General features: G+C 40.5%; 20 protein-coding genes. 11 read left to right on the top strand and 9 right to left on the bottom strand.

The window, feature by feature from the left end:
* Positions 1–103 precede the first annotated feature (103 nt).
* The 3 genes from E2R51_RS06725 (at position 104) to E2R51_RS06715 (ending at position 2,583) form a co-directional block, all read left to right on the top strand.
* Positions 104–1,321 (top strand): MFS transporter, encoded by a 1,218-nt coding sequence (locus E2R51_RS06725; protein WP_133376225.1) that lies wholly within the window; start codon positions 104–106, stop codon positions 1,319–1,321.
* A 31-nt stretch (positions 1,322–1,352) separates the two neighbouring features.
* On the top strand, positions 1,353–2,306 hold the full coding sequence (gene yhaM / locus E2R51_RS06720) for a 3'-5' exoribonuclease YhaM (RefSeq protein ID WP_133376224.1): 954 nt from the start codon (positions 1,353–1,355) through the stop codon (positions 2,304–2,306).
* A 94-nt stretch (positions 2,307–2,400) separates the two neighbouring features.
* Entirely contained in the window at positions 2,401–2,583 is a 183-nt protein-coding gene (locus E2R51_RS06715; protein WP_133376223.1) for a sporulation YhaL family protein, read from the top strand.
* A 76-nt stretch (positions 2,584–2,659) separates the two neighbouring features.
* Here E2R51_RS06715 and E2R51_RS06710 read toward each other — a convergent pair whose 3' ends face one another.
* The gene (locus E2R51_RS06710; protein WP_133376222.1) at positions 2,660–3,607 is read right to left on the bottom strand and encodes a peptidylprolyl isomerase; all 948 of its coding nucleotides are present in this window, start codon (positions 3,605–3,607) and stop codon (positions 2,660–2,662) included.
* Positions 3,608–3,836: 229 nt separating this feature from the next.
* On the opposite strand from E2R51_RS06710, the gene E2R51_RS06705 reads away from it, so the two are divergent.
* A complete protein-coding gene (locus E2R51_RS06705) occupies positions 3,837–3,920 on the top strand; it encodes a YjcZ family sporulation protein (RefSeq protein ID WP_041058971.1) in 84 nt (27 codons plus the stop codon).
* Positions 3,921–3,949: 29 nt separating this feature from the next.
* Entirely contained in the window at positions 3,950–4,039 is a 90-nt protein-coding gene (locus E2R51_RS06700) for a YjcZ family sporulation protein (RefSeq protein ID WP_133376221.1), read from the top strand.
* A gap of 193 nt (positions 4,040–4,232) precedes the next feature.
* Here the strand turns inward: E2R51_RS06700 and E2R51_RS06695 are convergent, their stop codons facing one another.
* The 6 genes from E2R51_RS06695 to E2R51_RS06670 all read right to left on the bottom strand — a co-directional run bounded on the left by E2R51_RS06695 (position 4,233) and on the right by E2R51_RS06670 (position 8,127).
* On the bottom strand, positions 4,233–4,421 hold the full coding sequence (locus tag E2R51_RS06695; protein WP_133376220.1) for a hypothetical protein: 189 nt from the start codon (positions 4,419–4,421) through the stop codon (positions 4,233–4,235).
* Positions 4,422–4,567: 146 nt separating this feature from the next.
* The gene (locus E2R51_RS06690; RefSeq protein ID WP_133376219.1) at positions 4,568–5,128 is read right to left on the bottom strand and encodes a DUF3267 domain-containing protein; all 561 of its coding nucleotides are present in this window, start codon (positions 5,126–5,128) and stop codon (positions 4,568–4,570) included.
* Between the two features lie 369 nt (positions 5,129–5,497).
* On the bottom strand, positions 5,498–6,088 hold the full coding sequence (locus E2R51_RS06685) for an HTH-type transcriptional regulator Hpr (RefSeq protein WP_133376218.1): 591 nt from the start codon (positions 6,086–6,088) through the stop codon (positions 5,498–5,500).
* A 288-nt stretch (positions 6,089–6,376) separates the two neighbouring features.
* On the bottom strand, positions 6,377–6,748 hold the full coding sequence (locus E2R51_RS06680) for a YtxH domain-containing protein (protein WP_133376217.1): 372 nt from the start codon (positions 6,746–6,748) through the stop codon (positions 6,377–6,379).
* 322 nt (positions 6,749–7,070) lie between these two features.
* A complete protein-coding gene (locus tag E2R51_RS06675) occupies positions 7,071–7,589 on the bottom strand; it encodes a tryptophan transporter (protein ID WP_133376216.1) in 519 nt (172 codons plus the stop codon).
* A gap of 115 nt (positions 7,590–7,704) precedes the next feature.
* Positions 7,705–8,127: an HIT family protein gene (locus E2R51_RS06670; RefSeq protein ID WP_483299909.1), complete on the bottom strand. Its 423-nt coding sequence runs from the start codon at positions 8,125–8,127 to the stop codon at positions 7,705–7,707.
* Positions 8,128–8,354: 227 nt separating this feature from the next.
* Here E2R51_RS06670 and E2R51_RS06665 point away from each other — a divergent pair, with 227 nt between their 5' ends.
* Together E2R51_RS06665 and E2R51_RS06660 are read left to right on the top strand one after the other, a co-directional pair.
* Complete coding sequence (locus E2R51_RS06665) at positions 8,355–9,104, top strand: ABC transporter ATP-binding protein (protein WP_133376214.1); 750 nt, start codon at positions 8,355–8,357, stop codon at positions 9,102–9,104.
* The gene (locus E2R51_RS06660; RefSeq protein WP_133376213.1) at positions 9,088–10,317 is read left to right on the top strand and encodes an ABC transporter permease; all 1,230 of its coding nucleotides are present in this window, start codon (positions 9,088–9,090) and stop codon (positions 10,315–10,317) included. Before E2R51_RS06665 ends, E2R51_RS06660 begins: the two co-directional genes overlap by 17 nt.
* Before the next feature lie 58 nt (positions 10,318–10,375).
* Here E2R51_RS06660 and E2R51_RS06655 read toward each other — a convergent pair whose 3' ends face one another.
* Positions 10,376–11,551 (bottom strand): M20 family metallopeptidase, encoded by a 1,176-nt coding sequence (locus E2R51_RS06655; RefSeq protein WP_133376212.1) that lies wholly within the window; start codon positions 11,549–11,551, stop codon positions 10,376–10,378.
* 146 nt (positions 11,552–11,697) lie between these two features.
* Here E2R51_RS06655 and E2R51_RS06650 point away from each other — a divergent pair, with 146 nt between their 5' ends.
* Positions 11,698–12,321 (top strand): phosphatase PAP2 family protein, encoded by a 624-nt coding sequence (locus tag E2R51_RS06650; RefSeq protein WP_165967155.1) that lies wholly within the window; start codon positions 11,698–11,700, stop codon positions 12,319–12,321.
* A gap of 70 nt (positions 12,322–12,391) precedes the next feature.
* Here the strand turns inward: E2R51_RS06650 and E2R51_RS06645 are convergent, their stop codons facing one another.
* On the bottom strand, positions 12,392–12,901 hold the full coding sequence (locus E2R51_RS06645; protein ID WP_133376210.1) for an antibiotic biosynthesis monooxygenase family protein: 510 nt from the start codon (positions 12,899–12,901) through the stop codon (positions 12,392–12,394).
* Between the two features lie 311 nt (positions 12,902–13,212).
* Here E2R51_RS06645 and hemE point away from each other — a divergent pair, with 311 nt between their 5' ends.
* The 3 genes from hemE to hemY all read left to right on the top strand — a co-directional run bounded on the left by hemE (position 13,213) and on the right by hemY (position 16,738).
* Entirely contained in the window at positions 13,213–14,244 is a 1,032-nt protein-coding gene (gene hemE, locus E2R51_RS06640) for a uroporphyrinogen decarboxylase (RefSeq protein WP_133376364.1), read from the top strand.
* A gap of 89 nt (positions 14,245–14,333) precedes the next feature.
* Positions 14,334–15,263, top strand: a complete 930-nt coding sequence (gene hemH / locus E2R51_RS06635) for a ferrochelatase (protein WP_133376209.1) — start codon at positions 14,334–14,336, stop codon at positions 15,261–15,263.
* A gap of 32 nt (positions 15,264–15,295) precedes the next feature.
* Positions 15,296–16,738, top strand: coding sequence for a protoporphyrinogen oxidase (gene hemY, locus E2R51_RS06630; protein WP_133376363.1), 1,443 nt, complete (start codon positions 15,296–15,298; stop codon positions 16,736–16,738).
* Positions 16,739–16,796: the final 58 nt, after the last annotated feature.

Below are 16,796 nucleotides of genomic sequence, written 5' to 3'. Positions count from 1 at the left end.
TTTAATATGATATACTGACACAGAACTTTTCAGATAGCCTGATAGTTAAGCTTCGGGTATGATAGAAACATACTGCTTAATTGTTATGAAAGGAATTAATTGAATGTCAGGAAAAGGATTAAAAAGCACAAAACGCCGGGGACCACTTTTTTTATTAAGCTTTAATTTGTTTATTGTCATGGTGGGAATAGGGCTGGTCATACCTATACTCCCTTTTTATGTTGAGAAATTTAACGCTGATGCGCAAACGCTGGGTTTTTTAGTCGCGGTGTTTGCTTTAATGCAATTTCTATTTGCGCCTTACTGGGGCAGACTGTCTGATAAAATTGGACGGAAGCCGCTCATTACAATTGGGCTGATTGGCTTTGCCGCAGCTGAATTTATTTTTGCCTTTGCAACAGGTCTATGGATGTTATTTCTGTCGCGTATAATGGCAGGGATTTTTGGATCAGCACTCATGCCTACAGCAATGGCCTATGTAGCAGACGTAACCGATGAAAAAAACCGTGGACGGGGAATGGGGATTTTGGGAGCAGCTATGGGACTTGGCATCGTAGTAGGTCCTGGAATTGGAGGATGGCTTGCAGAATACGATTTATCTTACCCATTTTTATTTGCTGGCTGCGCTGCTGCTGTTGCGGCTCTTGTCTCTGTTGTTTTTCTTCCGGAGTCTTTTACAAAAGAAAGAAGAGATGCACTGGAGGAAGAACCGCGCTTATCACAATATAAAAAAATAAAACAAGCGCTTGGCAGTCCGGTTGGCTTTCTTCTGATTCTTGTATTTATCATGAGTTTCGGACTTGCAAATTTTCAGGCCATATTTGGATATTATGCACTTGAACGGTATGGATATGGTCCCAAAGAGGTAGGGGTTATCATTCTTATTGTCGGGATCGTCGGCACACTTGTTCAAGGTGTGGGTGTCGGCAGAATGACCCGTGCATTCGGAGAAGAAAAAGTAGTGACGATCGCTTTGGTTATCAGCGCAGCAGGTTTCGTAATCATGACACTTGCTCAATCATACGTCATGGTTATTGTGACAACAGGAATCTTTTTTATAGGAAATTCCTTGTTGCGGCCATCATTGAATTCATTAATTTCCAAAATGGCTGGTTCCAGGCAGGGCATGGTCATGGGGCTGAATAATTCGTTTCTAAGTTTAGGTAATGTAGCAGGGCCTATTTTAGCGGGTTATTTGTTTCTTAAAAACATTCATGTGCCCTATTTGTTTGGCGCCTCGGTCATGTTGTTCGGTTTAATCGCAACACGTATATGGATTGCGGGAAAAAGAAAGAGGGTAAATGGCACAGAGGTAGCATAATTAATGAATAAGTAAAGGAGCTGTTTGTAAGATGAAAGGAATTACCTACTTAAATCCCGGCGATCCGGTTGATCAATATCTATTAATTAAGCAATCTACTAAAGGTGTAACGACTACAGGAAAACCATTCTTAACGCTTATTTTTCAGGATAGAAGCGGAGATATAGAAGCGAAGCTGTGGGATGCCGGAGATGAAGATGAAAAAAAATACCAGGCACAATCCATCGTAAAAGTCGCAGGAGAAATCCATAACTACAGGGGAAAAAACCAACTGCGATTAAGACAAATTCGTCCGGCATCACCAAGCGATGGAGTATCAATTGGAGAGTTTCTTGAGACAGCGCCCGTCCCAATAGATGAAATGATGGATCAGCTGACTCAATATATATTCGAAATGAAAAATCCAACCATTCAAAGGCTGACAAGGCATCTTGTTAAAAAGCATCAAAAAGAGTTTATGGAATTCCCTGCAGCTACTAAAAATCATCATGAATTTGTTTCAGGGCTGGCCTATCACGTGCTTTCCATGCTGCATATAGCTAAATCCCTTACAGCTTTATACCCTTCATTAAATAAAGATTTGCTTTACGCGGGAATCATTTTGCATGACATGGGGAAGGTAGAAGAGCTTTCAGGGCCGGTTTCAGCCTCTTACACGCTTGAAGGAAACCTGCTTGGGCATATTTCCCTTATGATTAATGAAATTGGACAAGCAGCAGAAGAACTCGATTTAAAAGGAGAAGAAATTCTTATGCTTCAGCATATGGTTCTTTCCCATCATGGTAAGGCCGAATGGGGTTCTCCAAAACCTCCTATGATCAGGGAAGCAGAAATTCTGCATTATATCGATAATCTTGATGCAAAGATGAACATGATGGATCGGGTACTCACTCGTACGAAGGCAGGAGAATTTACAGAAAGGGTATTTGCTCTTGAGAACCGCTCTTTTTACAAACCGCTCATGTATGAGGATGATCAAGAATAATTATTGGCATATTCTTCTGACCAAGTGCATAGGCTGTCCATAACCAGTTAAAATAACTGATTAAGCTTATATGGTCTAATTAGGAGGAGTAGCTATGTTTCCATTATGGGTAGATCTGACAATTGGTGGTATTGCTGTTAGTGCTGTAATGATGGTTAGAGCAGCGTATTTAGATAAGAAGGTAGAGAAAGAATGGATCGAAGAACATGGACAAACATACATTAAGCGAATGGTAGAAGAAAAGAGAAAAAGATTATTGTACCGAGAAGAAGAGTAGCTGAATAATGAAAAAGGCTGTCCCGCTTTTTTGACCTTCATGTGTCAAAAAGTAGGACAGCCTGTTTTTATGCATTTTATTCTGCGTCAGTGTCTTCAGCAGGCTCTTCTTCTGGTGCTTCTTCTGTGGTACCAGGTTCAGGCGTCTGCGCAGGTGCTTCCAGCAGCGAGTCAAAGCTTGAAGAAAGCTCTTCATCTTTAATATCTATCTCAGCATCGCGAAGAATGCCTTGGACAATTGGTGTAATCTGTGTTTGGTCTGCCTTGCTCATCTTGATATCATGTGCAATATCATCGCGCATTTCTTCCAGATCAGCTACTTCAACTTCCTTCGTTTCTGTTACTTCAATAATATGAAATCCAAAGCTTGATTGCACAGGATCACTAATTACGTTTGGTTCCAGATTGAAAGCTGCTTCTTCAAAAGCAGGATCCATTTGCCCGGGACCAAAGAAGCCAAGTTCTCCGCCTGATTCCTGTGCGGCTGGCTCAGTGGAATATTCTTTAGCAAGCTCTGTGAAATCCCCGCCTTCTTCAAGCAATTTCTTCACTTCAAGTGCCGTTTCTTCGTCTTCAACTAAAATATGTCTGGCATTAACTTCTTTTTTCATTTGGTCATACTTTTTTTCAATTTCTTCATCTGTTACTTCAATATCTGCTACTAAAGCATTTTCCTGAAGCTTATTTAATCGCAGCATTTCACTGAAAGATTCTTCTGTGTGGCCCTGCTGTGCAATCACAGCATTAAACTGTTCCTCACCGCCATATTGTTCTTTCATTGCTTCGATATCAGCCTGGATTTCTTCATCTTCCACCGGATATTTTTCTTGGAGAATATCCTCTAAAATCATCATTTGCAGCGCTTGTTCACCAACAGTGCTCTTCATTTCTTTGTAAAACTCTTCTTTGGTAATATCACCAGCTGATGTTGTCGCAATTACATCTCCGCCGGCATTATCATCGCTGCAAGCTACCAAACCGGCAACCCCTGCAACCAATGATGCCGTAGCAATCCATTTTTTCATTTTTTCCTCTCCTTATGCCTGATAAAACGCAGGTGTAAAAATCTACAAATCATACTATACCATACTTCAATAGAACGGAGAACGCCTTTCTAATCACTTTTTACAGCACCCGGGTAGAATTCATGGAATCTTCAATGTTTTTATACAATTATTTAATAATCCATTATTCAGCCCATGCCAATTCTTCTTTCTCTGAATAGCATAAATAAGAAAGAGAGGAGGGGTTAAGATGGGATACGGATATGGTGGAGGCTTCGCTCTAATCGTTGTGCTCTTTATTTTGCTGATTATTGTAGGTTCTGCTTGGTTTTAAAATAAACTGAATTGAAGGGAGGAAATAATATGTCAGGTGGCGGCGGATACTACGGAGGTTTTGCGTTAGTTGTTGTGTTGTTTATACTTTTGATTATCATTGGCTCAGCTTGGTTATAGAATCTAAATAAGAGGCTGAACCAGCATAAGACTTACGTTGAATTCGGATTTTCCTGGATTTCAAAGTACCTTATTGATGGAAAAATTTCGTCTCCTTCGAGATATATAGCGTTAAGCTGTAAAAAGAAAACGAACTGACTTAAAACGTCAGTTCGTTTTCTTTATCTTAATTCCAATGGAGTTTGTGCTTATTTTATGTGTAAAGCACTTCTACATATGATGAAATCAGTAAAACTAGAATTAGGATATTAATGGTACGAAATACCTTTGGCTGTTTTTCATCAGGTATTTCTTTTTGCACACATAATTTATTCGTCATACGGTTAATCGAATATAAGATAAATATAGTAAACAAAATGAATAATGATACTACGGAGACCATTGCCAAACCCCTCCTATCCTCTAGTTACTACAATACCAAAAGATGAGCAGAAAAAACAGGCTAAGCTTCTATTCTTTTTATCTGGAAAATGAAACTCCCTCAAGGCAAACTGCTGTTAAGTCAGTAGAATGAGGGAGTAATAGCATCTAAGCATGGTTATATTCGGTATTTTTTACAGGAACTAATATCTCGTAGCCGTCATCATCTTCTTCAATAAACGACTCTTTTGGTGATTTGAACAGGCACTTTGCGTACAGGAAATCAACTAAACAGATGCCGCAATGAAACGCTGTCAGCATGGTGAAATAATGTGAATAACTTGGGTAAGCAGCTGCTCCCGTCAGCAGCATTCCATTAAGCATAACGAAAGGAGAGACCAATGCTAAAACAAACGATGACTTAGGAATTGGTTTTTTCACTCTGACTGACATGATTGGAACAAAATAAAACTGATATCGTGTCTTAAGCTTAATATCATTTATATATTTAACCAGCGGCAATATGTGAAAAAATTTATGTGCAGGGTAAATCAAAAAGAATCCTAAGGCAAAAAGAGAAAAATATTGATCATTTAATTGAGTTTCTCTTGTGATTTGAGAGAATACATGTAAAAAAGAAAAAACAGCCAGGACAAGGATCAGAGAAAACATAAAGATCCGATAGAATCCGTACTGTTTCTTAACATTTATCGATTTCCAGCAATGCATTTTAAATCGCCCTCCAATATCGACGACCGACGTATTTAACAACCTGAAAGTTACTTTACTCCCCTTATATACAAAAATCAATACCTTTTTATAAAATTTACAAAACAATAGCAATAGGGAGCTGTATGGGGAGCAGGACATTAGCGGGAGGGGGGATAATAATACCATTTTTTCGGTGATATCAGTCTCTGGAGGTTAGGCGGACTTACTGATCATTTGAAAAAAAATATCAATGACCAATTTCGGCTATTATATGTTTTATGCTTACGGACGGGCTCATACTACGCATTTTTTCCTCAATCAAATTTTTAAAAAAATTAATAAAAAAAAGCCGCTATAAATCGCGGCTCGTCGGGTTAAATAGAATAGTTAAGATGAAGGTGCAGCTTCTTCAATTGGCGGATGCGTGGAAGATTTTTGAAGTTTTCCATCGGTTTCAGTAAATTCATTTTCAATATTATGAAAGGACTTTTCGAAAATTTTCATAAAATCATCCCCGTAAATATTTTTAACAATGGACATCATTTCCATCATTTCAGGGAATTTACCGTAAATCTCCCGGAGAGGGGAAGCGCCTTGAAAAACAGCATTTGTTTCAGGAGAATAATTTTCCATTAATTCTAATAATAAATTGTCTCCTTTTTCTGTGAGCTTAATGTACGTATTCCTCTTATCGTTTTCCCGTTTGGAAAACTGAAGATATCCGCGCTCTTCAAGCTTTTTTGAAAAGTTGAAGGCCGTAGACACATGCATAACCCCGAACTTTGCCACATCGGAAATTGAAGCCCCTTTTAAGTGATAGGCAATCCATAAAATATGGTGCTCATTAATATTTAGATCATAAGGCTTTATCCAAGTTTGCCAGTCCTTCTCGATTGCTTTCCAAAGAGCCTTACTTAATTGGGCCATGCGTTGACTGAAGAGCATGGCTTCTTTCATGGAATAAGTTTGTTCATCCAAATAGCTCACCTGCTTTGCACTGAATTGGGCGTTTCGAACAAGATAATAAGGAATGATAGTAATGTTCTTAATATTATAGCAATAAAGTAAAAATAAAAAAAGACAAGAATTTATTTAATTTTCTAACTAATAATTGACCATTAGACAGCAAACGGATAATATTCCGATTGTGAAAGTCCATATCTGCAGATCACCTAAATAAGTGCTCAGCAGATGGATTAATCAAGAGCTTAACCTGAACAAAAAATAAAAACAACCCGAGATGGGTTGTTTTTATCGTGCAATTAGTTATGTTGTCTGTTTTTCATCCTGATTAATCGTGCGTTCCAATTCTTCCATTGTAGCTTGTATTGCAGCAAGTTCATCCTGAAGATTTTTAATGGCAGGATCAGACTCCTGCTTCCAGGACTGAATGGATTCTTTTAATTCTTCAATGACAGAGGAAATGGATTCTTTGCCTTCTTTTGAAACCTGATGGATCGATTCCTTTACCTGCTGAAGGTTCATTTGAACTTCAAGCATATGTTCTGACCAATTTTCTTTTTTATCTTTGATTTGTCCCCGGAATTCCTGTCCGGATTGAGGAGTGGACAACAGAGTAGCCGATGCTCCCGCTACAAGTCCTACCAAAAGTCCGCATGATAATAATTTAAAATTCATCTGTAACACATCCTTTTATGAGATTTATCCGGTTTAATGAGGAGAGTTTAATCATAAGGTATAGAATGTACCCCTTATATAAAGGAGGATTCTTACATGATCATTAAATGGATTTTTTTATTATGTACAATTGCCCTGATATGTCTGTCTATTTTACTAATTTTAAAAATTTCCTCAAAAATGATGTATCCACCCAGACAGGTGAGAATTAGAAACGCTTTACTGAGTACTGCCGCAAGTCTCCTCTTCTTTTCTTTAACCTATTTTACCTGGTAGTAAACTAAGGAAAAAAGAACCCGCCTAATAGACGGGCTCACTGGGATTATGCGGCAGGCTGCATTAGACTTGAGCGCTTCATAATAGACTTAACAACTGGATACATGATCCCCATCAATAACCCGTTCAGAACTGTTGCAGGTAATACAGCAGTAACTGCCAAAGCGAGGATAGGTGCTGGAAGACCAACAAGCAGGGCTGCTGATCCCAGGAAAAGAATCCCTGAAATCACTGTTCCAACAACAGATAGAAAAGCTGCGCCATAGACAGTGTGTGCGTATTTTGCAGTCAGTATAACCATTCCGTAAAAAAGAAATGCTGTTAACGGTTTATCAATTAAATTAGGCAGGAAACCACCAGGAAAGGTAGTAGTCAAGCCGGAAAGAAGTCCAGTTGCAATTCCTAAAAGAAGAACATTTTTAACACCCGGGAACAGCAAAATCCCCAGAAACATCATTAGCAGCGACATATCCGGTTTCATGCTTAAACTCCCTGGAAGCAATAAATGCAGTGTTGCGCCAATCCCTACAAATAATGATAACGCCACTAGTGTTCTTGTATTCATTTCTCATCTCTCCTCAGCTAATCTCTGTCTCCTCCCAGCATATCCTTTTGACTGCTGGCGAAAAGTATAGTTATTATATCACAAATCTCCTCATATTCAGTACCAGTTTGTTTAATTAACTAATCGAGGCGGATATATTTTCTGCAATGGTTTTTAACCCTTCATGGGTATATTGGTCCGAGTGAGTTTCCCATGAAGGTTTGAATCCATCTTCTTCACCATGGCGGGGCAGAATATGTAAGTGGAAATGGAAGACGGATTGTCCGGCATATTCACCGTTATTGTTCAATAAATTAACGCCTTTTAAATTAAATGTTTTCTTCATTCCATTTGTTATCTTTGGAACAACTGAAAATAAATGGCCGGCGATTTCTGGCGTCAGTTCATGAATATCTTTTTTATGTATTTTTGGTATAACCAGCGTATGGCCTTTTGTAACCTGGCTAATATCCAAAAATGCCAGCACATGTTCATCCTCATAGACCTTCGATGATGGAATATCCCCATTAATTATTTTGCAAAATATGCAGTCACTCATGTTACCCATCCTTTCATAAATGGAATCTGTTTTTATTTTATCACAGTGGCATACTTTTTTTCTTTTATGACATGTTTATAATGAATTCATTAAGATGCTTTTTAAAAAGGAGAAACTGCATACGAACGAATGGCAGCTGGCAAAGGAATACAATGAAAAGTTGTGCAGGGCGGTATTCTTTAAAATCTGCTACAATATCGTTAACGAAGCAGGAAAGGGAGAATACGATGTCACTTTTAAAAATCAACTCACTCGTTGGCGGATACACCCGTAAACCTGTGTTAAATAATATCAGCTTCCAAATGGATTCTCAGCAGATCGTCGGGCTGATTGGCCTTAATGGTGCAGGGAAGAGCACAACGATCAAACATATTATCGGATTAATGGAGCCGCATTCAGGGACGATTTCAATAAATGATCTGCAGTTAAAAGACAATCCGGATGAATATCGTAAAAAGTTCTCATATATACCCGAAGCACCAATCCTATATGATGAACTGACGCTTGAAGAGCACTTAAAGCTGACGGCTATGGCATATGGTATTGAAGAAAGTACATATGAAAAAAGAATTCCGGCGTTACTGGAAAAGTTCAGAATGAATGGGAAAATGAAGTGGTTTCCTGCGCATTTTTCTAAAGGCATGAAGCAAAAGGTTATGATTATGTGTGCATTTTTGACCAATCCAAGTCTTTATATTATCGATGAACCGTTTGTAGGGCTGGACCCTCTTGCCATTCAATCTCTCCTTGATCTGATGGAGGAAATGAAACAAGGAGGAGCAAGTATACTAATGTCCACCCACATTTTAGCTACAGCAGAGCGGTACTGTGATTCTTTTATTATTTTGCATGAAGGGGAAGTGCGGGCTCAAGGAACATTAAATGAGCTTCGTGTACAATTTTCAATGCCGGGTGCCACATTAGATGATATTTATATCCAGCTGACAAAGGAAGAGTCCAATGAAACACGTTCATGATTTATGGGCAAGCCGCCTGCAGGATTATAACCGGGAGCTTCAAAAGTATTTGCGTTACATACTCAACGGACATTTAATGTTCGTGTTGATTTTCGCTATTGGAGGCGGGGGGTATGCCTACAGCAACTGGGTAAGCACGCTTGATGAAAGTTTTAATGCTCCTGTCATAATGGCAGTACTAATTGGGGTCATTGTAACGATGAGTCCGATTTATACGTATTTAAAAGAGCCGGATAAAGTATATTTAACCCCTTTGGAAGGGCAAATGAAGCGGTACTTTTTAAGTGCTATTGTAAGCAGTTTTTTCTTTCAGTCCTACCTTGTACTTGTGGCACTTGCCGTTTCAATGCCCATGTATGTAAAGGTTCAAGGCGGAACGTTTACAGCGTTTTTCTGGCTGCTGGCTGTTGTATTAGCACTTAAGGTCTGGAATTTAATTGTCCGCTGGACAGTGCTGAGATATCAGGAACTTTCTACACACAGGACAGATATGGCAGTTCGTCTCGTTTTAAATGTGGTGTTTTTATGGGCAGTGTTTGCCAAAGCTTCTTTATGGCTGCCAGTTATAATTGGCATCGTGCTTGTGGTTTATTTAATTGCTTTTAGGAAATTAACCGCCCATAAAACGATTAAATGGGAGCTGCTTATCGATTTGGAGCATGCAAGGCTGCACCGATTTTACCGATTTGCTAACCTTTTCACCGATGTGCCTCATTTGAAGGGACAAGCTAAACGCCGGCGGTGGCTTGATCCGTTTCTGCAGCGGTCGCCGTTTGGGCAGAAACATACCTACCGCTATTTATATGTGCGTACTTTTCTGCGCTCTGATGAGTATTTTGGCTTGTGGATTCGTTTATCTGCGATCGCTTCTGTCATTATTATCGGCTCGGGAGTCCTATGGGTTAAAGCAGCTGTTGCCGTTTTATTCTTATATTTAACGGGCTTCCAGCTGATCCCGATGCTTAAGAAACATGAACTGAAAATTTGGCCTGATTTATATCCTCTGCCTTCAGGATACAAAAATGCTTCTTTTAAAGGAGTATTATCCACCGTCCTGATCGTTCAAGGCGCCTTGTTTATTATCGTGAGTGCATGGGGGGCAGCCTGGTTTGATGCCTGTGTAACCGCTTTTGCGAGCTTATTATTTTACGCGGTATTTATGTACTGGTATGTGCCGGCGCAGATTAAAAAATGGTACACACCCTTGAACTAGTCAAATAATTTAAAAGCCGGCAGCGTCCCTAGTGACGCTGCCGGCTTTGTTCTTTTATTTAACTTTGAGCATTAATTGCTGCAACACCCAGTGTTTTAGCTGCAATTAGCATGGCTTTTTCATTAAAATCAAACTTGGGATGGTGATGCGGGTATGGACTGCTTACACCATCCTGCTGGGCACCGGTAAAGAAAAAGGCTCCTTTTCTTGCTTCTAAATAATAAGAAAAGTCCTCTCCGCCCATTTCGGGTTCGATTTCTTCAATTAACGTTACTTCCGGCACCAGCCTGGCCTGGGCAGCCACATGATGCGTTTCTTCCTCATGGTTGACGACAGCAGGGTATCCTCTGAAGTATTCATATTCATACCCGCAGCCTGCTGAAAGACATGTACCTTTGACAACCCGTTCAATTTCCTCCTCAATTTGCGTCCGGACTTCCGGATTAAAGGTACGGACTGTACCGATTAATTTTGCGGAGTCTGCAATCACATTAAACGCATTGTCCGCTACAAACGACCCAACAGTTACGACTGCTGAATCTATGGGATTTACACGTCTGCTGACAATTTGCTGCAGATTAGAGACAAGCTGTGACCCGGCCACAATTGCATCTTTTGTTTTGTGGGGCTGGGCACCATGGCCGCCTGCGCCCTGAATGATGATTTCAAAACGGTCTGCAGCTGCCATCATTGCTCCTGCACGGTATTGAATTTTACCCAGCGGTGCTGTTGCCCATAAATGAGTTCCAAATACGAGGTCTACACCTTCCAGACAGCCGTCTTCAATCATTGGTTTGGCTCCGCCCGGTGCGTATTCCTCAGCGTGCTGGTGAATGAGCACATACGTGCCTGTCAACTCCTCTTTTAGTTCATGTAACGCCTTTCCAAGATGAAGAAGGGAGGCAGTATGTCCATCGTGTCCGCATGCGTGCATCTTATTCGGAACGGTTGATCTATATGGAACATTTTTTTCATCCTGAATGGGAAGGGCATCAAAGTCTGCCCGTAAGGCAATCGTTTTGCCTGGCTTGGCTCCAGTTATGGTTGCGACAACCCCATTACCGCCAACGCCAGTCTTTGTTTCGACCCCAAGTTCTTTATAGAAAGCAGCAATGAAAGCAGAGGTTTCTGTTTCCTCGAACGAAAGTTCAGGATGCTGATGTAAAAATCGTCTGACATCAACCATATCTGAATAATAGGAATCAAGTTTAGCAAATAATGTATGTATTGTCATAGTAGTCTCCTTTCGTTTAACGAAGCAATAAGTTCAGAGCAAGTATAACATTTTTGAATAATTTTCACACTCTTTCGACAATATCAAAATTGGATTATAATAGAGAAAATAACATATTTTTAATGATTGCGAGGGAGGCTGGCGGCATGAAGCGTTATTTCTATCCTTTAGGTGCAGTAACTTTTTTTGCTTCACTTTTATTAATAGCCGGTATCCAAACTGATTCAGTTGCTAAGATTGATCATTTCGGTGATGGGCTGATTGAACCTCTGCACTTTGTACAGATCTTTAATTTTATTGGAACTCAGCTTTTTTTAGGAATTATAAGTATTTTGACTGTCCTTTTTTTATGGTTTCGCCGCAATAATTATATAGGGATGGTGCTTCTTTTGATTGCGGTGGCTGGCGGGAATGTACTAAACAAGTGGATGAAAAACTGGATAGGAAGGGACAGGCCTCAGGTTGAGCACGCCCCGGACAGTTTTGGATTTCCAAGCGGACATGCCATGATCAGTCTGATTGCAGCTATTGTTATTGTTTTTTTAGTTTCCGAACAGGTCTACAGCAATACAAAAAAAGTGGTATTGTATTTTGTCGCGATCACATTGTCCTTATTAACGGGCTTAAGCAGGCTTGCAAGTGAAGTTCATTACTTTACAGATGTGGTCGGCGGCTGGCTTTTGGGATTTACTTATGCGATATTGTGCTTATTAGTGTACGAGTGGCTTTTAAAAAGAAGAAGGTCTCTGAGGGCAAAAAGGGATTTTTAAGAAAGCAGATTGAAGGAATTAATGGGGGAAACAGAATAAAGCCAGCCTGCTGGACAGGCTGGCTTTATTTTTATTCTTCGGGCTGTCCGATGTATTTTGTGACAAAAGATGAACGGGGAAACATTGTCTTTTGATGATCCAGCCCCTGACTTGTGCCTCGTTTTTCATGGGCTTTGTTATAGGCTTGTGAACTTTGCCAGTCTTGAAATGATTTTTCATTGTCCCATTGGGTCAGTACAACATATGTGTCTGAATTTAGCGGGCGCAGGACGCGAATAGCAATAAAACCCGGCTCCTTATCAATCAATCCAGCCCGGCTTTTAAACCGGTCTTCAAAAACGGGACGTCCTTCATCTGACACAGGAATGTTATTAAAAACAAAATACCCTTCATTTGTTAACATGCCCGATTGCTCAAAGACCTCATAACTTCTTGGCTGAGTGAAGATAGAACTGCCTGCTGTTTCATGAATTAACAGGGAAGTATCATCACCCTGCAGTTGAATTAAGGTTTCACCCGGATTTTTATCAATAAGCTTATGTAAAAAATCAGGTGTACCGGATGTCATAAAAATGTTCATATTTATTACCCCCTTTTTCTTAGTTTAAATTCACCCATAAGATTTGTCACGTAATCCAGTTAAGGGACTTATTAAAATAAAAACTCATTCCAAACTCAGTTGTTGATATTTGCAGCACGCTAAACAAAGCGAAAATAAAAAGAGTCGATTTTATGACATTTCTTTTTGTTTGCTATACAGCCTTCTGGAAAAGGGATATAGTGAGAAATAGTGAGGAAAATGGAGCGGAACTGTGAGTTGTGAACACAGACAACAGCAGGCGTTTTAGCTAAAATAAACGGTACGAGGTCGAAAGGTGGATGTTTGAATCTATGAAAGCATTTAATGATACATTTTTGCGCGCAGCACGAGGAGAAGAGGTGTCCCATACACCAGTTTGGTATATGCGGCAAGCTGGCCGTTCTCAGCCTGAATATCGCAAAATAAAGGAAAAGTACTCTTTGTTCGAAATTACTCATCAGCCTGAGCTTTGTGCTTATGTGACGAGGCTGCCTGTAGAAAACTACAATGTTGATGCTGCTGTATTATATAAAGATATTATGACGCCCCTTCCTGCGATGGGTGTAAATGTTGAAATAAAGTCTGGAATCGGTCCTGTAATTGATAACCCAATTCGTTCTGTTCAGGATGTCGAAAGACTGGGTATGATTGAGCCGGAAGAAGACATTCCCTACGTGCTTGATACGATTCGATTATTAACAAAAGAGCAGCTTTCTGTGCCGTTAATCGGTTTTGGGGGTGCTCCTTTTACACTTGCAAGTTATATGATTGAAGGCGGTCCTTCAAAAAACTACCATAAAACAAAAGCATTTATGTACCAGGAATCAAAAGCATGGTTTGCTTTAATGGATAAATTAGCTGAGATGACGATTCGGTATACAAAAGCTCAAATTGCTGCCGGAGCAGGAACAATACAGATCTTTGACTCGTGGGTTGGTACGCTGAATGTAACAGATTACCGCTATTACATTAAACCAGCGATGGATAAGATTTTTACTTCTCTTCGTAGTGAAGGTGTCCCGCTGATTATGCATGGTGTTGGTGCCAGCCATTTAGCAGAAGAATGGCATCGCCTGCCAGTAGACGTAGTCGGTTTGGACTGGCGGTTATCCATTCAGGAGGCACGTGAAAAAGGATTGACGAAAGCACTGCAAGGCAATCTTGATCCATCTTTGCTCCTGTGCGACTGGTCAATTATTGAAGGCCATGTAAAGCCGATTCTTGAACAGGGCATGATGCACCCGGGCCATATTTTTAATTTGGGTCACGGCGTATTCCCTGAAGTAAAGCCTGAAACGTTAAAGCGTTTAACTGCGTTTGTACATGACTATACACAAAGATAAGCATATTAATGAAGCTTAATTAGTTAACTTATCAAACTTAACATGATAAATATTAGAAGCTACTATTAATTTCACGAGGTGAAACAATCATGTCTAAAAAGAAAATGGGTTTGCTTGTAATGGCATACGGAACGCCTTATTCAGAAGAAGACCTGGAACGTTATTATACTCATATCCGGAGAGGCCGCAAGCCGTCTCCAGAGCTCCTGGAGGATCTTCGTTCAAGATATGAAGCAATTGGAGGTATTTCTCCTCTTGCAAGAATTACACAGGATCAGGCAAATGCCCTTACCAAACGATTAAACGAAGTGCAGGATGAAGTAGAATTTGTTATGTATCTTGGCTTAAAGCATATTGAGCCTTTTGTTGAAGATGCTGTGGAGCAAATGCATAAAGATGGAATTGAAGAAGCCGTCTCCATTGTTCTTGCACCGCACTTTTCCACTTACAGCGTAAAATCCTATAACGGCCGTGCAAAAGAAATGGCTGAAAAAATCGGCGGACCGGTTATTACATCCATTGAAAGCTGGTATGATGAGCCGAAATTTATTCAATACTGGTCAGAAAAAGTACAGGCTGTATTTGATGATATGAGTGTGGAACAGCGTGAAAAAGCTGTCTTAATTGTATCTGCCCATAGTTTGCCGGAAAAGATCTTGGCCGGCGGGGATCCTTACCCGGAACAATTAAAGGAAACGGCTGATTTAATTGCAGAGCAGGCTGATGTGCAAAATTATGAAATTGGCTGGCAAAGTGAAGGGAACACACCTGATCCATGGTTAGGTCCGGATGTTCAGGATTTAACCCGAACGCTGCATGAAGAAAAAGGGTACGAGACATTTGTTTATACACCGGTTGGTTTTGTTTCTGATCATCTGGAAGTCTTATACGATAATGACTATGAGTGCAAAGTAGTAACCGATGATATCGGTGCAGGGTACTATCGCCCTGAAATGCCTAACACTCAGCCGCTTTTTATTGATGCAATGGCAGATAAAGTCTTAAAGCATATTAAGTAATACGATACTAGGAATAGAAAGTGATGAGTAAAGTGTCTTCATTCAAACAGAAGATTGTCGTTGTTGGAGGCGGAATAACAGGCCTGACAGCAGCATATACCATTCAAAAAAAAAGCCGGCACGAAAAGCTGGACTTAGACATAACTCTTGTTGAATCAAGTCACCGCCTAGGCGGTAAAATTCAAACTGCCCAAAAAGAAGGATTCGTGATTGAAAAGGGACCGGATTCCTTTTTGGAACGCAAGGAAAGTATGGCCCGTCTCATCAAAGAAGTAGGTCTTGCTGATCGTCTTGTTCCAAATTCCACCGGCCAATCTTTTATCTTGATGAATGACAAGCTTCACCCAATGCCGGGCGGAGCCATCATGGGGATTCCTACTCAAATTAAACCGTTTATGACAACAGATCTTGTTTCGATGACAGGTAAGCTGAGAGCAGGAGCAGACTTCGTTTTACCGCGGTCTAAGGAGCGGGGAGACCAGTCGCTTGGTGGATTTTTCAGACGCCGGCTGGGCAATGAGGTAGTGGAAAACTTAATCGAACCGCTGCTTTCAGGCATTTATGCCGGCGACATTGATCAGCTAAGCTTAATGTCGACATTTCCTCAGTTCCATAAGATGGAGCAGGATCACAGAAGTCTGATTTCAGGCATTAAAAAAACGAATCCGTCTGCAGCACAGCCGAAAAAGCAGCTGGGTCCAACACGTAAAAAAAGCTTATTTTTGACGCTGACTTCAGGACTGCAATCCCTAATTGATACATTGGAAGAGCATCTGGATCAAACGTCCATTCTCAAGGGTGTAAAGGTTGAAAGTATTGAAGAAAACGCTCAGGGACCTCATCGCTACTCTCTCAAAATGAATAGCGGAGAAACGCTCGAAGCAGACAGCATCATTTTTTCAGTCCCTCATTTTGTTGCATCATCGATCTTTCAAAAACAACATATCCTTACTGAGTTTAAAGATGTTCCAGCTACTTCTGTTGCGACAGTAGCAATGGCTTTCCCGCAAGAGGCTGTAACCGGAGTGCCGGATGGAACTGGGTTTGTTGTTTCAAGAAACAGCGATTATACAATCACTGCCTGCACCTGGACGCATAATAAGTGGCCTCATACCACTCCTGAAGGGAAAGTGCTCTTAAGATGTTATGTAGGACGTTCAGGTGATGAAGCAGTCGTTGACCTGGCTGATGATCAAATAGAAGAGATTGTGCTGAATGATTTAAATAATATTATGGGAGTTTCGGCTAAACCGGATTTCACGATTGTAACCAGATGGAAAAAAGCGATGCCTCAATATACGGTGGGCCATAAGCAGCGGCTCGCTAAAGTGCGGGCAGAATTAGAATCTAACTTTCCAGGCGTGTATCTTGCTGGAGGATCTTATGATGGAATCGGTCTTCCTGATTGCATCGATCAGGGGGAAAGTGCAGCAGCAAAGGCTATCATACATCTAATGAAAGGACATAAGAGCTAAGCTCTTGTGTTCTTTTTTTGTTATAGTCTTTGTAAACGTGAAGGTGTTAAGCGGTATC

It is taken from the genome of Jeotgalibacillus sp. S-D1, assembly GCF_004358665.1.
Classification (GTDB): Bacteria; Bacillota; Bacilli; order Bacillales; family Jeotgalibacillaceae; genus Jeotgalibacillus.
The sequence above is the reverse complement of the archived record's forward strand: the minus strand, read 5'-3'. Positions and strand labels throughout refer to the sequence as shown.

Excerpts from the sequence above, each read along its gene's own strand:
- E2R51_RS06725 (WP_133376225.1), top strand. The coding sequence starts at position 104 with ATGTCAGGAAAAGGATTAAAAAGCACAAAACGCCGGGGACCACTTTTT.
- yhaM (WP_133376224.1), top strand. The coding sequence starts at position 1,353 with ATGAAAGGAATTACCTACTTAAATCCCGGCGATCCGGTTGATCAATAT.
- E2R51_RS06715 (WP_133376223.1), top strand. The coding sequence starts at position 2,401 with ATGTTTCCATTATGGGTAGATCTGACAATTGGTGGTATTGCTGTTAGT.
- E2R51_RS06710 (WP_133376222.1), bottom strand. The coding sequence starts at position 3,607 with ATGAAAAAATGGATTGCTACGGCATCATTGGTTGCAGGGGTTGCCGGT.
- E2R51_RS06705 (WP_041058971.1), top strand. The coding sequence starts at position 3,837 with ATGGGATACGGATATGGTGGAGGCTTCGCTCTAATCGTTGTGCTCTTT.
- E2R51_RS06700 (WP_133376221.1), top strand. The coding sequence starts at position 3,950 with ATGTCAGGTGGCGGCGGATACTACGGAGGTTTTGCGTTAGTTGTTGTG.
- E2R51_RS06695 (WP_133376220.1), bottom strand. The coding sequence starts at position 4,421 with ATGGTCTCCGTAGTATCATTATTCATTTTGTTTACTATATTTATCTTA.
- E2R51_RS06690 (WP_133376219.1), bottom strand. The coding sequence starts at position 5,128 with ATGCATTGCTGGAAATCGATAAATGTTAAGAAACAGTACGGATTCTAT.
- E2R51_RS06680 (WP_133376217.1), bottom strand. The coding sequence starts at position 6,748 with ATGAATTTTAAATTATTATCATGCGGACTTTTGGTAGGACTTGTAGCG.
- E2R51_RS06675 (WP_133376216.1), bottom strand. The coding sequence starts at position 7,589 with ATGAATACAAGAACACTAGTGGCGTTATCATTATTTGTAGGGATTGGC.
- E2R51_RS06670 (WP_483299909.1), bottom strand. The coding sequence starts at position 8,127 with ATGAGTGACTGCATATTTTGCAAAATAATTAATGGGGATATTCCATCA.
- E2R51_RS06665 (WP_133376214.1), top strand. The coding sequence starts at position 8,355 with ATGTCACTTTTAAAAATCAACTCACTCGTTGGCGGATACACCCGTAAA.
- E2R51_RS06660 (WP_133376213.1), top strand. The coding sequence starts at position 9,088 with ATGAAACACGTTCATGATTTATGGGCAAGCCGCCTGCAGGATTATAAC.
- E2R51_RS06655 (WP_133376212.1), bottom strand. The coding sequence starts at position 11,551 with ATGACAATACATACATTATTTGCTAAACTTGATTCCTATTATTCAGAT.
- E2R51_RS06650 (WP_165967155.1), top strand. The coding sequence starts at position 11,698 with ATGAAGCGTTATTTCTATCCTTTAGGTGCAGTAACTTTTTTTGCTTCA.
- E2R51_RS06645 (WP_133376210.1), bottom strand. The coding sequence starts at position 12,901 with ATGAACATTTTTATGACATCCGGTACACCTGATTTTTTACATAAGCTT.
- hemE (WP_133376364.1), top strand. The coding sequence starts at position 13,213 with ATGAAAGCATTTAATGATACATTTTTGCGCGCAGCACGAGGAGAAGAG.
- hemH (WP_133376209.1), top strand. The coding sequence starts at position 14,334 with ATGTCTAAAAAGAAAATGGGTTTGCTTGTAATGGCATACGGAACGCCT.